Source organism: Lentibacillus halophilus, from assembly GCF_039522485.1.
Taxonomy (GTDB): Bacteria; Bacillota; Bacilli; order Bacillales; family Amphibacillaceae; genus Lentibacillus; species Lentibacillus halophilus.
The window spans coordinates 133,262-149,455 of record NZ_BAAADM010000055.1; the positions used below are offsets into that span (position 1 = coordinate 133,262).

Genomic DNA, 16,194 nt, shown 5'->3' on the forward strand with positions numbered 1-16,194 from the left:
AAATCCGCACAACCTTCCCCAAACAGAAAACAGGCAGTCAGCTAAAGTGCTTTAACCATGCCCCCGTCAACAAGTAACGATTGTCCGGTAATATACGTATTTGCTTCCGAACAAAGAAACACGGCCAACTTGGCAAATTCCTCTGGCTCACCGTATCGTCCCATTGGAATTTGTTTTTCATTTGATGCTTTTAAGTCGTTTATTTCCATGTTCAGTGCATCCGCTTTGATGGCATCAAGTGATTGCACCCGTTCAGTTGAAATTCGCCCCGCACCCATCGTGTTGATTAAAATACGGTCACCAGCCAATTCCTGTGATAGACTTTTCGACAAGCCGGTGATACCTGCCCGGAACGTGTTGGATAGAATCAGATTGTCAATCGGCTGTTTAATTGATGAGGATGCAAAATTGACAATTCGACCGCCTCCGCGCTTGCGCATATACGGCAGCACTTCCCGGATCGTCCGCGTAAAGCTTAATAAATTTAATTCAAACGCCTGCTGCCACGCCTGATCATCCACGTCATCAAACGTTCCCGCTGGTGGCCCGCCTGTATTATTCACAAGCACGTCAATTCCACCGTTTTCTCGGGCAGCATAGTCAACCACCTGTTTGATGGAATCGTAATCGGTCATATCACAAACCGAATAAGCTACATGCGTGTTACCAGTCTCTTTTGTGATGTCATCAGCTGCTTGCTGCAACGCATCCTTGCTTCGGCTCGCTAAATAGACCCGTGCACCCTCTTCAGCAAACTGAGCCGCCGTTGCTTTTCCAAGTCCTTTACTGGAGGCCAGTATTAATACCGATTTATTGCTGAGTCCAAGATCCATGAAATCATCTCCTCTCTATTATGCTTATTTTATCATAGTAAGTGGTTGTTGTTCTGTATCAGAAAATGATTGACCACAAACTAATTCTTTTTCACTAATAGTTGATAGTTATATACAGAATAGATTACGGCGATGAATAAATGCAAATGAATGGTACTCATTAATAATTGGCATTTGGATTTGTATGATTATCATTTGCTTTGACTATCGACATCTTTTAACAACTATGCCCGAGAGAATATGATATCGTTTCTTTTATAACAGAAAATTAAAACTTTAAATTCTCCTCTTGAAAAACTGCGTGTAAGTGGTTATAATGAATTTTGGAATCAACGGGGCATTAGCTCAGTTGGGAGAGCGCATCGCTGGCAGCGATGAGGTCATCGGTTCGAGCCCGATATGCTCCATCATGAATACGCTAAGGCACTTAAACGCTTATATAAACGTTTTAAGTGCCTTTTTTCGTTAACATATTGACTTTCGCGCTCACACGAACAAATCAGTTGATTTTAAAACTATAAATGATTATAATATTAAATTACTGAATTTTTTAAGAGGAGGATATACGAATGAAGACGACTGATATACAACAATTTCGCCAAGCGGACCACGATATTGACCCAATCTACATAAATCGCTGGTCACCCCGGTCATTTTTAGATAAAGACGTGCCTGAAGATGTGTTATTAAGGGTGTTTGAAGCAGCCCGTTGGGCACCTTCTTCCGGAAATATACAGCCATGGCGGTTCATTTTAGCACGCACGAAAGAAGACAGAGAAACATTTCATTCCTTTGTTATGGATGGAAATAGGAAATGGTGTGAAAGGGCACCTGTTCTCACTCTGATCATCTCAGATAAAGAAACCGCCACACATGCATTTGATGCCGGTACAGCTTGGGGTTACCTGTCCTTGCAAGCAGCAAAGGAAGGCCTCATTACCCATGGAATGGCCGGTTTCTACAAAGACAAAGCACGTGAACTGTTAAATATACCAGATGAATTTGATATTCAAGCGCTTATAGCGATTGGCTACCAAGGGGAAAAAGACATCCTTGATCAGGAACTGCAAGAACGTGAAAAACCTTCCGACCGCCGTCCGGTTCAAGATTCGCTCATGGAAGGTAGCTTTCAATAACAGCTTTTGATGTACAGACAACCCTATCTCCTTCCGTTTTCAAGAACAGCGAACAGGTAGAACTGTTTACTATACCAGTCTGCCTGTTCTTTTTTCATACCACCTTACCACATATTGATCGACTAAAGAACCTGACCTTTTGATTTCTTGTCTATTATTTGGCAAATAAAAAGATTGGCACATAGCGCAATAAAAAAAGAGACAGAATCTGTCCCTTTTTACCATTTATGCTGAATGATGGTGTTTGCTGGCAAGTTGTTGGATCATAGGGAGGGTGCTGATATCCATGTTGCCGCCGCTCATAACCATGCCGCAATGGTCGGATTTAATTTTACTGTTGTGTGCGAATAATGCGGCTAATGGGGTTGCACCGGCTCCTTCGAGCAACGTTTTATTCCGTTCCAGCATATAAACCGTGGCTGCTGCAATTTCTTCGTCGCTGACCGTCATTATATCGTCAACATATCTTCTGATCAGCGGAAGTGTGCGCTCTCCTGGCTTTTTCACAGCAATTCCCTCAGCAATTGTTGATACCTTGTCAAGACGGGCGACCTGCCTGTGACAATAACTTGTATACATGGCTGATGCACCAGCCGCCTGGACGCCAATCACTTTAATATGCGGATTTTTTTGCTTGGCAGCAGTTGCTATCCCACTAATCAAGCCACCGCCGCCGACCGGGACAAGAATCGTATCAATTCGGTCCTCCTGTTGCAACATTTCCGTTGCAATGGTGCCCTGACCTGCCATAACATCATAATCATCAAATGGATGAATATACTCTGCACCTGTCTGCATTTGACGTTTCAGAGAAGCTTCATACGCTTCCTGAAATGATTCCCCGGTGAGAACAACGTCTGCGCCATAGGCTCGAGTGGCATTGATTTTAGCAACAGGTGTTTTCTCCGGCATGAAAATGGTTGCCCGCACATTTAGTTTGGATGCTGCATTTGCTACACCTTGGGCATGATTGCCGGCTGATGCTGCGATAACCCCTTTTTTCAGTTGTTCATTCGACAACTGTGTCAGTTTAAAACTGGCGCCTCTAAATTTGAATGCACCTGTTTTCTGCTGGTTTTCCATCTTAAAATAAACGTGTTTTCCCACTAATTTATTGGTTGTCTCTGATCTCATGATTGGTGTGCGGTGTACAACCGTTGCTAAACGGTCCATTGCCGCATCAGCCACGTCACTTAGCACGTAATTCCCAACTGACTCACGCTCCTTGTTTTTTGTATCGTTATTGTCACATGCGCTTTGTTTCAATTATTGAGCTGCTTGTTCAAACGATGTGATTTTGTCTTCATGCTTCAGTGTGAGTGCAATTTCATCATAACCGTTAAGCAGGTTTTCTCGGTGATACGCCGGAATATCAAAAGGCACTTCCCGTACATCGTCATGGACGATCTGTTTGTCTAAATCAACCTTAAGCTTCAGCCCTGCCTGTTCAGCCTTTTGCATCCACTGTTGAAGTTGTTCTTTGCCCATTTCAATTGGAATAATCCCATTCTTCATGGCATTATTATAAAAAATATCTGCAAAACTGGGGGCAATAATAACACGGAACCCGTAATCCAAAAGGGCCCATGGCGCGTGTTCACGGGATGATCCGCAGCCGAAATTATCCCCGGCCAACAGAATCGAACCGTCTTGATACGCCGGCTTATTCAGTACAAAATCTTCCTCTATGTTGCCATCATCATCAAAACGCCAATTGTTAAACAAAAACTGTCCAAATCCAGTACGTTCAATCCGTTTCAAAAATTGCTTCGGAATGATCTGGTCAGTGTCGACATTCGACAGGTTCAGTGGTACAACAACTCCCTGATGCTCTTGAATGGCTTCCATGATTGCCACCTCCTAACTATATACATTGGCTGTAAATTTCCGCACATCAACAAAGTATCCCTCAATGGCTGCTGCCGCTGCCATTTCTGGGCTGACCAAATGCGTACGTGCTCCATTGCCCTGACGTCCTTCAAAATTCCGGTTTGATGTGGATGCACACCGACCACCCGGTGGAACAATATCATCATTCATGGCAAGGCACATACTGCATCCGGCTTCACGCCATTCAAAACCGGCATCCTTGAAAATAACATCGAGCCCTTCTTTTTCCGCTTGTTCTTTAGTACCAAATGATCCCGGTACTACAATGGCCCGGATACCTTCATTCACTTGTTGGCCGTTAACGATGCCGGCTGCTTTACGCAAATCGGTAATGCGGGAGTTAGTGCATGAACCAATAAATACATGATCGATAGCAATCGATTGCACAGGTTGGTTTTCTTCCAGTCCCATATATTCCAAAGCATGAGCTATTTCATCCGGATTATCTGACTGGCTAACAGTCGGTGTGTTGCCACTTACAGGTACACACATACCGGGATTGGTGCCCCAGGATACTTGTGGCTCAATTTCGTCCGCCTGGATCGTGACTGTCTTGTCGTAGTCAGCTCCTTCATCCGTTGCTAATGCCAGCCATTGCTCAGCCGCTTCATCAAATGCTTCCCCCTGTGGTACATTCGGCCTACCCCGTAAGAATTCGACCGTTGTTTCATCGGGGCTGATCAAACCAGCTCTTGCACCGGCTTCAATCGACATATTGCAGACTGTCATCCGTCCTTCCATGGATAAGTTGCGAATCGCTTCCCCTGTATATTCAATAATATAACCAGTACCGAAACGCACACCAAATTTAGAAATAATTGCCAATATTAAGTCTTTGGCTGTAACCCCTGTGCCAAGGTCACCTTCCACATGGACGTTCAATGTCTGTGGACGTTTCTGCCACAACGTCTGAGTTGCCAGAACATGTTCCACTTCACTTGTTCCGATACCAAAAGCAAGTGCTCCAAATGCACCGTGTGTGGACGTATGGCTGTCACCGCAAACAATCGTTTTGCCCGGTTGGGTCATACCCAACTGTGGTCCAATGACGTGAACAATGCCTTGATCAGGATGCATCATATCCGCCAATGTGATACCAAAATCGCTGCAGTTTTTACGCAATGTGTCCATTTGTTTTTGCGAAATACCATCATTGATAACGTCCCGGTTTTTCGTGGGAACATTATGATCCATCGTGGCATACGTCAAATCAGGACGCCGCACATCGCGGTTGTTCAAACGAAGTCCTTCAAACGCTTGCGGAGACGTCACTTCGTGCACCAAATGCAAATCCACATACATCAAATCCGGCTTGCCTTCTTCTTCATGGACCATGTGCTTATTCCATATTTTTTCAATAATGGTTTTTGGTTTCCCCATGGTTTCACCTCCCAATGCTGACCGTGATTTTTAAATGCCGTCTGTGACACGTTTAACCGTCAAATGATCCAATACAGCTTTCGTCATTTGTCGTGTACCGACTTCCTGACCGCCGTTCATGCCAAGGTCTGCTGTATGATACCCTTGATCGAGACATTCGCGGACAGACCGTTCAATAGAAGAAGCTTCCGATTCCATTCCGAACGAGTGACGAAGCATAAGAGCTGCCGAGAGAATCATTCCAAGCGGATTAGCCGTGTCACAACCTGCAATGTCCGGAGCGGATCCGTGCACAGGTTCATATAGACCGACACCGTCTGTTCGAATGCTCGCTGATGGTAGCATGCCAAGGGAACCGGTTAATACGGAAGCTTCATCGCTTAAAATATCACCAAACATATTCTCTGTTACTAAGACATCAAATTGATTCGGTTGGGTGATAAGTTGCATAGCAGCTGCATCAACCAGCATGTGTTCCACCGTCACATCCGGATAGTCGTTTTTCTTTTCTTCAACGATTTCACGCCAAAGCCGGCTTGATTCCAATACATTCGCTTTATCAACAGACGTCAAATGTCCACGGCGGAGACGGGCACTCTGGAACGCTTTATCAATGATTCGTTCCATCTCTTCCCGTTCATAGACAAGCGTGTCAACAACTTTATTGCCGTTGTCTCTCCGTTCACTTGGCGTTCCGAAATAAATACCGCCTGTCAGTTCCCGCACGATGAGGATATCACTGTCTTCAATAATAGTTTCTTTCAAGGGAGATGCATGCAACAATGATGGGAAACCTTTAATCGGACGCAAGTTGGCAAACAGTTCCAATGCTTTGCGAATACCTAACAGTCCTTTTTCCGGCCGTTTATCAGCAGACATTCCGTCCCATTTCGGGCCGCCTACAGCGCCAAGCAGGATGGCGTCGGCATTCCGGCATGCGTCAATCGTTGCATCCGGAAGCGGTGTCCCCACGTTGTCAATGGCGTCTCCACCAATGGCTTGCTCCTCCATGGTAAACGTATGGCCGAAGTCTCCGGCCACCGCTTGCAGCACTTCTGCAGCTGATTCTGTAATTTCTCTGCCAACACCATCTCCAGGAAGCAGAACAATGTGCTTATTCATGTGCTTCCCCTCCTTTGCGCTTAAATTCCATTCATATAGGCTTCTATTTAACTGATTCTTTTACGTTTGGTGTGGTTTGCTGGATGAAATAGCGATTCACTGCATTTAAAAAGGCATTAACGGAAGCTTCGAGTACATCCTGTGCCGTTCCTCTGCCATTCATCATTTCACCGTCAACAGTCAGCTGAACATGGGATTCAGCAAGAGCATCCTTGCCACGTCCGACAGAATTAAGCTGATAATCCGTGAGTTGCAATTCTTCTTCAATCAACGAATCCAACGTTTGATATAATGCTTCAACACTACCGTGAGCGGTGCAAGCCGTCTGTACAGTATCGCCGTTTGGCGTGGTAAGAGAAATAGTTGCCGTCGGAATATTTGCTGTGCCATACTGTACTTGGAACATTTCTAACTCGTACTTATTGATGGTTGTTGTTTCGGTCTGTATTTCCATCAATATAGTATATAGATCATCATCGGTCACTTCTCGTTTATGATCAGTTAACTCCTTGAACATTTTGAAAGCTTCCGACAATTTTTCTTCAGATAACTCAATACCCAATTCACTGACCCGATCCTTGAACGCGTGCCGTCCGGAATGTTTGCCCAAAAACAGGGCGTTCGCTTTGACACCGACCATTTCCGGCGTAATAATTTCATAGGTTTGTTTGTTCTTCAATACACCATCCTGATGAATGCCTGCCTCGTGTTGGAAGGCGTTCCGGCCGATGACGGCTTTGTTTGCCTGAACATACATACCCGTCAGTTTTGCGATCAAATCACTTGTCTGTTTCGTCTCATCCAGCTTCAAATTGGTGCTGTACGGATAATAATCAGAACGGACACGCAGCGCAACAGCCACCTCTTCCAATGACGCGTTGCCGGCCCGTTCCCCGATGCCGTTGATGGTGCCTTCCACCTGTGTTGCACCATTTTCAACAGCGGAAATAGAATTAGCAACAGCCAAGCCAAGATCGTTATGGCAATGGCATGACAGTTCCACTTGTTCAATGTTCGGGACAGTCTCACGCAAATACCGGAACATTTCGCCATATTCAGCCGGTGTTGTATAGCCGACCGTATCCGGAAGATTGACAACCGTTGCGCCGGCATTAATAACTTGTTCGATGATGTGAGCTAAAAACGGCCAATCAGAACGGGATGCGTCTTCGGCCGAAAACTCCACCTGTGGAAATTTCTCCCGTGCATAACCAACCATTTCAACAGCATTTTCCACAACCTGTTCCGGCGTTTTCTTTAATTTATAGGTCATATGAATCGGCGATGTCGCCAAAAACAGATGCAATCGTGGTTCTTCTGCATATTTCAGCGCTTCCCAGGCTGTATCGATATCTTTTTTGTTCGTACGAGCCAGCCCGGTCACCGACGTTTCCGTGATCGTCTCCGCAATGGCTTTGACCGCTTCAAAGTCACCCTGGGAGGAAGCAGGAAATCCTGCCTCCATTCGGTCAACACCCAGGCGCTCCAGCTGTTTGGCAATTTCCAGCTTCTCCGGCTTATTCAAGTTGACACCGGGGGATTGCTCCCCATCCCGAAGTGTTGTATCAAATATTTTAATTGGTGACATGGGCATCCACATCCTTTTGTTCTTTATTTTGCTCTTCTTGCTGCAGCGGCTTTTTAACAAAAGGCATTAATTCACGTAGCTCCTTTCCAATTTGTTCGACTTGGAGATTCTTCTCCCTAGCATTAATGGCATTGTACTCTGGACGGTTTGCCTGGTTCTCCAGGATCCACCCTTTAGCAAATTCACCGGACTGAATCTCTTCAAGAATTTCCTGCATCCGTTCTTTTGTCTCATCATTAATAACGCGTGATCCGGAAACAAAGTCACCCCATTGTGCCGTGTCGGAGATGGAGTAGCGCACGTTTTCCAATCCGCCTTCATACATCAAGTCAACAATCATTTTCATTTCATGCAAGCACTCGAAATAGGCTACTTCCGGCTGATAACCAGCATTCGTCAATGTTTCAAAGCCGGCTTTAACGAGACTCGTCATCCCGCCGCACAACACGGCCTGCTCACCAAATAGGTCGGTTTCTGTCTCTTCCTGATAGCTCGTCTCTAGAATACCTGCTCGCGCCGATCCAATGCCTTGTGCATAGGCAAGGGCGATCTCCCGGCAATTGCCAGTGACATCCTGATAAACACCATAAAGTGATGGAACGCCGCTGCCATTTTCAAATTCACGACGTACAATATGACCCGGTCCTTTCGGTGCAACGAGAAAAACATCCACATTATCTGGCGGTACGACTTGGGAAAAATGAACATTAAATCCGTGTGCAAACGCCAGTGCATTGCCTTCTTTCAGATTCGCTTTAATGCTTTCTTCATACACTGCCGGTTGAAGCTCATCAGGCAGCAAAACCATAATAACGTCCGCTTTTTTTACTGCGTCGGCAACGGAAAGGACTTCAAATCCATCGGCTTCTGCTTTTTTCTGTGACTTGCCGGGTCTCAGTCCGATAATGACATGATAGCCGCTCTCCCGCATGTTCTGAGCATGCGCATGTCCTTGTGATCCATAACCGACAATCGCAACAGTTCTTTCCTGCAATACCTCTTTTTGAATATCCTTTTCATACAATACTTTTGACATAATGTTCATCCTCCTCTTTGTTTATAGCGATAATTCTTAAAATTTTTGCAACATGTACGATGTCATCCGAGATGGGTGTTCAGATCGGTGACTTCCTGCGGTTGTTGCCCCCGCAGGAATGCTGTCACACCTGTCCGGGTCAATTCCTTAATTCCGTATGGCCGTAACAGAGCAATCAACGCCTCCACTTTATCCGGTTTCCCGGTGACCTGTACGGTAAGGCTATCCCTGGCGACATCGATTAATGACGCCCGGAATGGCGTGATAACACTCTGTATTTCTGCACGTACCTGGGCATTTCCGACCACTTTAATGAGAGCGAGTTCCCGTGCCACCATTGCTTTATCGGTAATGTCTTTCACTTTTAGAACATCGATTTGTTTATTTAGCTGTTTTGTAAGTTGTTCGAGTTTTTGACTGTCGCTGACATGGACCACAAACGTCATCTTGGATATGCCTTCCCGCTCTGATTTACCGACCGAAATGCTTTCAATATTAAATTGACGTTTATGGAGCATGCCGGTAATCCGGTTAAGCACTCCGCTGTGATCCTGTACGTCCGCTGTTATTACGCGTCTCATCTGGTCACCCCTATCATTTCATGAATCCCTTTGCCCGGAGCGATCATTGGATAAACACATTCCATTTCAACAACACGGCAATCCACGACAACCGGTCCATCATGCTGGAAGGCTTTGGTAAGCACGTCGGGCAATTCATCTTCTTTTTCCGCCCGCATGCCGCGAATGCCATAACATTCAGCCATTTTAACGAAATCCGGATTTTCTGAAAAAATGGATTCCGAATATCTTTCTTCATAAAAGCTTTCCTGCCATTGCCGCACCATGCCGAGTGCCTGATTATTAACGATCATAACTTTGACAGGCAGTTGCCGTTCCTTGATGACCGACAGCTCCTGACTGGTCATTTGAAATCCGCCATCTCCAACAACAGCAACAACTAGGTCATCCGGTGCACCGATCTGAGCACCGACCGCAGCAGGGAAACCGAAGCCCATGGTCCCCAGACCGCCTGATGTCACCCAGCGGTTTGGCTTATCAAAGGGATAGTATTGTGCCGCCCACATTTGATGCTGACCAACGTCCGTTGTAACAATCGCTTCTCCGTTTGACTCACGGTATATTTCTTTGATCAGCCATTGCGGTGAAATTCGGTCCTCGGCATGGTCGTACCAGAATGGATATTGTTGCTTATTTTCATCCAATGTCTCCATCCATTCATCGTGATCATGAGCCTGTATGTCTTTTTCAAGCAGTGCTTGTAGCGTTTCATTGGCATCTGCTACTATCGGAATTTCCGTTTCCACATTTTTACCGATTTCCGCCGGGTCGATATCGATGTGAGAAACTTTCGCGTTTGGTGCAAAATGTTTCAAATTACCGGTAAGACGATCATCAAATCGTGCACCTATATTAATGAGCAAGTCACAGTCATATATAGCCATATTCGCTGCATAACTGCCGTGCATACCGGCCATGGCCAGCGACAGTTCGTGAGTTCCTGGAAAGCTTCCCAATCCATGCAAGGTATTGGTTACCGGCAAACGGTGCCTCTCAGCGAATCTTTTCAGCGCATCCGATGCCTCACTGAAAACAACACCTGCTCCCGCAAGAATCAGTGGCTTCTGGGAACGACTCAGCGCATCAGCCAATTTCGTAATCTGCAATGGATTTGGCTTCCAATTCGGCTGATATCCCGGCAAACTGCATGATGCCGATGGATTAACGTCACTGGCTGTGATTGTTTGTGAAATATCTTTTGGAATATCCACCACCACTGGACCCGGACGTCCAGTTGACGCTATGTGGAATGCTTCACTGACAATTTGCGGCAACTCTTCCAAATTCCGGACTTGGTAATTGTATTTTGTGATCGGTGTTGTGATCCCCATCACATCCGACTCCTGAAAGGCATCCGATCCGATGACATTGGTAGCAACCTGACCCGTGAAAACAACCAGTGGCAGTGAGTCCATCATGGCGTCGGTGATGCCTGTGATCACGTTGGTTGCTCCGGGTCCGGATGTCGCCAAAACAACGCCCGGCTTGCCGGTCACTCGCGCATAGCCTTCAGCCATGTGCGCGCCTCCCTGCTCATGTCTAGTCAGCACATGGGTGAACGGCGTCTCGTTCCTGTGCAGGGCATCATAGATTGGGAGAACGGCACCACCCGGATAACCGAATACAGTATCAACGCCATTTGCTGCCAACGCCTGAATCAGCACATCCGAACCGGTTACCTTTTTCTGTTCGTTTTTTATGTCGCGTTTAGCCTCTACACTCACTGTGCTCGCCTCCTTTAAAAAGTTGGAATCGCCGGGCATTGTTCCGCCCTTTATAATCTGCCGGCTCGCCTATGGGCTGACAGATTAAAAAAGACCCTTTTCTTCCCCGGAAACTGCTCCCCTGCAGTCATCATTGGGGAGAAAAGAGTCATCTTTCCTCGGTACCACCCAGATTTATAGCATCCTCACGAATACTATCTTATCAGCTGACCATTCTGCCAGCTGTGTTTTGATAACAGGTGTCACCAAACACCCGGCCCTGCCTAATAAGGCGTCCTGTTCAACAGGGCACTCAAGGAAGATGTCGGAACAACATGCACTTCCGGGCTTCCAGCAACCCCGGATCTCTGGTAGCGCACAAACATGCTCCTTTATTCCCATCGTCGAATTAACATTATTTTAATCAATGACAGTTGCAATTATTCAAACATTATTTCGAATTCATTTGCATGATAAAATTGATATTGTTGATATCATATAACGGTTTTAACAAAGAGTCAACAGCATTTTGGAATTTTTTCGATACTTTCCACACCACCAAAATCATGTATACGTTTACATCAGCCGCACAATAAAGATGGTAAAATTATGTCATTTCTGTTACAAATAAAAATGACCTCAGCGGCGGCGCTGACGTCATTTTTATCTGATGGATAGCTAGTCATCCTCACTGTTTTTATAATCGGTGACAGCTCCCTGGGAAGAGCAAGAAACGTTATGGGCATATTTGCCAAGGACGCCCTTTTTGTACAATGGCGGGGCTGTCCATGCTTTTTTGCGCTCAGCAAATTCGTCATCGGAAACCTCAGCAACTATTTCTTTTTTATCGGAATCGATCGTCACATTGTCTCCTTCATGAAGCAGGGCAATCGGTCCGCCCGTCTGAGCTTCCGGTGCAATGTGGCCGACAACAAGTCCGTGGGTTCCCCCGGAAAAACGGCCATCCGTCAAGAGAGCGACTTTTTCTCCGAGCCCTTTGCCGACAAGAAGACTGGAAACCGACAGCATCTCCGGCATGCCCGGCCCTCCTTTAGGCCCAACATAGCGAATGACGACCACATCGCCTTCTTGCACTTTGTTTTGCCGGATCGCATCTATGGCTTCCTGTTCGGAGTCAAACACGCGGGCAGGCCCTGTATGACGTGCTACTTTCACGCCGGACACTTTAGCGACGGCTCCCCGTGGCGCCAGGTTGCCTTTCAACACAATAAGCGGACCATCTGCCCGTTTCGGATGGTCAAACGGGGCAATAATCTCCTGGTCTTCGGAAAGTGACGGAGCGTCCGCCAAATTTTCGGCAATGGTTTTTCCGGTGACAGTCAAGCAATCACCGTGCAAGTAACCCGCGTCATACAACAGCTTCATGACAGCTTGTACACCGCCGGCATAGTGCAGATCCTGCATGACGTACTGACCGCTCGGTTTAAGATCGGCCAGATGCGGCACTTGTTGCTGCATGCGGTTAAAATCATCGATGGTGACGTCTGCTCCAACCGCATGCGCCATTCCGAGCAAGTGCAGAATGGCATTGGTTGAACCGCCAAGAGCCATCACGACTGTCATTGCATTCTCGAATGCCTCTTTCGTCATAATGTCTTTCGGATAAATGCCTTGTTCCAGAAGGTTGTAAACAGCTTCGCCCGCTGCGGCACAGTCTTCGGCTTTTGCGTCGGACTCAGCCGGATTCGATGAACTTCCGGGCAGACTCATTCCCATAGCTTCAACGGCTGATGCCATCGTGTTCGCCGTGTACATGCCGCCGCATGCACCGGCACCGGGACAAGCATTGCATTCAATGTTTTTTAGTTCTTCATCACTGATATCTCCATTGTTATGTTTGCCGACGCCCTCAAAGACCGACACAATGTCAATATCTTTCCCTTTATAGGAACCTGGCGCAATCGTACCGCCATATACAAATACAGCCGGAACATCCGCATTAGCAATCGCTATCATACAGCCTGGGATATTTTTGTCACAGGCCCCGATAGAAACAAACCCATCCAGATTTTCAGCACCTACGACCGTTTCGATCGAATCAGCTATGAGATCACGGCTCGGCAGCGAATAGCGCATGCCTTGGGTCCCCATGGATATGCCGTCAGAAACGGTGATAGTATTGAAGATAAGCGGGGTACTCCCGGCTTCCTGTGCCCCTTTTTTCGCACTGACTGCCAGATCGTCAATATGAATGTTACATGGTGTCACCTCACTCCATGTGCTGGCGATACCGACCATCGGCTTTTTAAAATCGTCATCCGTGACACCCACCGCTCTTAACATCGCACGGTTAGGGGCACGCATTGTATCATCACTGAACACTTGACTTTTAATGCGTAAATCTTTTCCCATCCTTCAGACCACCTTTCCTTTCGAGCTATTATAGACCCGATATACGAATCGTTCAATATTTTTGTGTTCTAATGAATGAAGCGATACACAAATATTTGAGTATTTTAACATAAATTAAAACATTTGGGAAGTTCTTTACTGCCATGTTAGGATAATAGTAAGGCTAATAAAATTTAGGCTTGCTTTTAAAGCCATCATATTCTAAGATGGATAACAACTTTTTACACAAGGGGATGGGGACATGGAAAAGGAACGTGCCATTCAAATAGATCTCTGTTCTTCACGAAAAGAAAAACCGCGTGATGATGAGCTTGAATTTGGCAAAACATTTGCTGACCATATGTTTGTTATGGACTATTCAGAAGCACAAGGCTGGCATGATGCACGGATTGTACCATATGAACCATTGACAATGGAGCCATCGTCCATGGTTTTTCATTATGGGCAGTCCGTTTTTGAAGGGATGAAAGCTTACCTTACACCGGAAGGCGATGCGCAGCTTTTCCGGCCCGAACGTAACTTTAAGCGTATGAATCATTCCAACGATCGCCTTTGCATACCGCCGATTGACGAAGCTTTTGCACTGAAGGCACTCAAACAGTTGGTATCGTTGGAAAAGGAATGGATCCCCAAAGCAATGGGAACGTCCCTATATATTCGCCCGTTTATTATCTCTACCGAACCTTTTCTCGGTGTGGCACCATCACGCTATTATAAATTTATGATTATTTTATCACCGGTAGGAGCTTATTACGAAGAGGGAATCAACCCAATAAAAATCGCCGTTGAAAACGACTATGTCCGCACAGTGAAAGGTGGAACAGGTGAAGCGAAGACCGGCGGAAATTATGCAGCCAGTCTTAAAGCACAAGAGGCGGCTGAAGAAGGAATCGCTCAGGTTCTCTGGCTTGATGGCATGGAAAAGAAATATATCGAGGAAGTTGGAAGCATGAACGTGTTTTTCAAAATCGACGGCAAAGTCGTTACACCTGCATTAAACGGCAGCATCCTCGAAGGTGTCACAAGGGATTCTGTGATCGAACTTCTCAAGCATTGGGAGATCCCTGTTGACGAACGGAAACTATCCATTGATGAATTGTACCAGGCCCACCAGGAAGGCAAACTGGAAGAAGCATTCGGTGCAGGTACCGCTGCTGTCATCTCCCCGATCGGACAGCTTGTTTGGAGTGGGCATCACCTTGATATTAACCAAGGAGAAACCGGTGCTATTGCCAAACAACTGTATAATACCCTAACTGGCATCCAGTACGGTGAAATCATTGATCCATTTGGTTGGATTGTGCCTATCGAGGAAACAGACAGCTCCAGCCTGAAGGCCACGGTGTAACACGAACCAGCCAATGCTTCGAAGTCAAATCAAACATGATCGCGTCTGACGTCAGTGACCCCCGGCATCATAACGAATCCGGGGGCTATTTTGTGGTCATATTGTTTTTTATAAACCTCTACCTCTTTCTGCGCCAAAATACGACAGCGGCAGTGGCTGCAATCGCTGATCCCGCAATAACAGGCCATGTCTTTAACGTATTGTCCTCCGTGTACAAAGCGTCTTTCAACATCAGATTGATATTCTGCGGTCGCTCAGCGAGACGGCGCATAAAATAACCGAACCAGTCACGGCCAAACGGAATGTATGTGCAGAACGGATACCCTTCCCTGGCAAGTTTCTCCTGCATATCGTTCCGAAAGCCATACAGCATCTGAAACTCAAACCGATCCGTACTGATGCCGTGCTCATCAACAAACGTTTTCAGTTCATTGATAATGCGATGATCATGCGTCGCAATGGACGTGAACGTATCCCCCAACAACCGATGTTTAGCCAAGGTGATGAAATGACGGTCAATGTCCTGATTATCCTGATAAGCAACATCGCTATCTTCCTTGTAGGCCCCTTTTACAATTCTGATTCGAACATTATTTAATCGGGCCAAATCATCTACCGCCCTGTAAAGATAGGACTGAATAACTGTTCCAACATTGTTGTATTGCTCGCGGAGCGCATCCAACACATCAAGTGTCATTTCATAATATGAATAATGTTCCATATCAATATTGACGAAAATATCATACCGCTCTGCTACTTCAAGAATATCTTTCATAGTGTCGATGCAAAATTGCTGATCCAAATTGAGTCCCAGCTGCGTTAACTTCACTGATAAATGACAATCCAGCTGCTCGTTATCAATAGCATTCAGAATTTCAAGAATATGTGCTTTCGCTTCAGTTGCTTCCTGTTTATCGACTGCAAATTCACCCAAATTATCCAGTGTACAGCTAATGCCTTTCGCATTTAATTCTTTGACGGTTTCCACGACACCTGAAATGGTCGTACCTGCGACAAACTTATCAGCACCCAGGAAGAACCCCCATTTTTTGGCCTGGCTATTTAAAAATTTACTGTTGGATAAACCGATGAAAACGTTCCTTATGATCGTTGTCATACCTAAAACTCCTTCAGCCCATTTTTATGTAACCGCATTCAATGTCTGACTGAATATATTATACTACAAATTGTTAGAAAATTTAAT

Annotated in this window: 13 protein-coding genes and 1 tRNA gene; 3 read left to right on the plus strand and 11 right to left on the minus strand. The window is 46.0% G+C overall.

Features of this window, described 5'->3' with window-relative positions; all coding sequences use genetic code 11:
* Positions 1 to 41 precede the first annotated feature (41 nt).
* A complete protein-coding gene (locus ABDZ72_RS13420) occupies positions 42 to 833 on the minus strand; it encodes an SDR family oxidoreductase (RefSeq protein ID WP_343754001.1) in 792 nt (263 codons plus the stop codon).
* A 334-nt stretch (positions 834 to 1,167) separates the two neighbouring features.
* On the opposite strand from ABDZ72_RS13420, the gene ABDZ72_RS13425 reads away from it, so the two are divergent.
* Both ABDZ72_RS13425 and ABDZ72_RS13430 read left to right on the plus strand, forming a co-directional pair.
* Positions 1,168 to 1,240: transfer RNA gene (locus ABDZ72_RS13425), tRNA-Ala, on the plus strand.
* Positions 1,241 to 1,402: 162 nt separating this feature from the next.
* The gene (locus ABDZ72_RS13430; RefSeq protein WP_343754003.1) at positions 1,403 to 1,969 is read left to right on the plus strand and encodes a nitroreductase family protein; all 567 of its coding nucleotides are present in this window, start codon (positions 1,403 to 1,405) and stop codon (positions 1,967 to 1,969) included.
* A gap of 225 nt (positions 1,970 to 2,194) precedes the next feature.
* On the opposite strand, the gene ilvA is transcribed toward ABDZ72_RS13430, so the two are convergent.
* The 9 genes from ilvA to ilvD form a co-directional block, all read right to left on the minus strand.
* On the minus strand, positions 2,195 to 3,142 hold the full coding sequence (gene ilvA, locus ABDZ72_RS13435; RefSeq protein ID WP_343754218.1) for a threonine ammonia-lyase: 948 nt from the start codon (positions 3,140 to 3,142) through the stop codon (positions 2,195 to 2,197).
* Between the two features lie 93 nt (positions 3,143 to 3,235).
* Complete coding sequence (leuD, locus tag ABDZ72_RS13440; RefSeq protein WP_343754005.1) at positions 3,236 to 3,817, minus strand: 3-isopropylmalate dehydratase small subunit; 582 nt, start codon at positions 3,815 to 3,817, stop codon at positions 3,236 to 3,238.
* A gap of 12 nt (positions 3,818 to 3,829) precedes the next feature.
* A complete protein-coding gene (leuC, locus tag ABDZ72_RS13445) occupies positions 3,830 to 5,239 on the minus strand; it encodes a 3-isopropylmalate dehydratase large subunit (RefSeq protein ID WP_343754007.1) in 1,410 nt (469 codons plus the stop codon).
* Between the two features lie 30 nt (positions 5,240 to 5,269).
* Positions 5,270 to 6,361 (minus strand): 3-isopropylmalate dehydrogenase, encoded by a 1,092-nt coding sequence (gene leuB, locus ABDZ72_RS13450; protein ID WP_343754009.1) that lies wholly within the window; start codon positions 6,359 to 6,361, stop codon positions 5,270 to 5,272.
* Between the two features lie 43 nt (positions 6,362 to 6,404).
* Positions 6,405 to 7,949 carry a 2-isopropylmalate synthase gene (locus ABDZ72_RS13455; protein WP_343754011.1) on the minus strand — a complete coding sequence of 515 codons (1,545 nt, stop codon included), beginning with the start codon at positions 7,947 to 7,949 and terminating at the stop codon, positions 6,405 to 6,407.
* The gene (gene ilvC / locus ABDZ72_RS13460) at positions 7,936 to 8,985 is read right to left on the minus strand and encodes a ketol-acid reductoisomerase (protein WP_343754013.1); all 1,050 of its coding nucleotides are present in this window, start codon (positions 8,983 to 8,985) and stop codon (positions 7,936 to 7,938) included. Before ilvC ends, ABDZ72_RS13455 begins: the two co-directional genes overlap by 14 nt.
* 62 nt (positions 8,986 to 9,047) lie before the next feature.
* Positions 9,048 to 9,566 (minus strand): acetolactate synthase small subunit, encoded by a 519-nt coding sequence (gene ilvN / locus ABDZ72_RS13465; protein ID WP_343754015.1) that lies wholly within the window; start codon positions 9,564 to 9,566, stop codon positions 9,048 to 9,050.
* Positions 9,563 to 11,290 carry a biosynthetic-type acetolactate synthase large subunit gene (gene ilvB / locus ABDZ72_RS13470; protein WP_343754017.1) on the minus strand — a complete coding sequence of 576 codons (1,728 nt, stop codon included), beginning with the start codon at positions 11,288 to 11,290 and terminating at the stop codon, positions 9,563 to 9,565. Before ilvB ends, ilvN begins: the two co-directional genes overlap by 4 nt.
* 657 nt (positions 11,291 to 11,947) lie before the next feature.
* Entirely contained in the window at positions 11,948 to 13,642 is a 1,695-nt protein-coding gene (gene ilvD, locus ABDZ72_RS13475; protein ID WP_343754019.1) for a dihydroxy-acid dehydratase, read from the minus strand.
* 241 nt (positions 13,643 to 13,883) lie between these two features.
* Here ilvD and ABDZ72_RS13480 point away from each other — a divergent pair, with 241 nt between their 5' ends.
* A complete protein-coding gene (locus ABDZ72_RS13480) occupies positions 13,884 to 14,990 on the plus strand; it encodes a branched-chain amino acid aminotransferase (RefSeq protein WP_343754021.1) in 1,107 nt (368 codons plus the stop codon).
* A gap of 118 nt (positions 14,991 to 15,108) precedes the next feature.
* Here the strand turns inward: ABDZ72_RS13480 and ABDZ72_RS13485 are convergent, their stop codons facing one another.
* Positions 15,109 to 16,107: a proline dehydrogenase family protein gene (locus tag ABDZ72_RS13485; protein ID WP_343754023.1), complete on the minus strand. Its 999-nt coding sequence runs from the start codon at positions 16,105 to 16,107 to the stop codon at positions 15,109 to 15,111.
* Between the last annotated feature and the right edge of the window lie 87 nt (positions 16,108 to 16,194).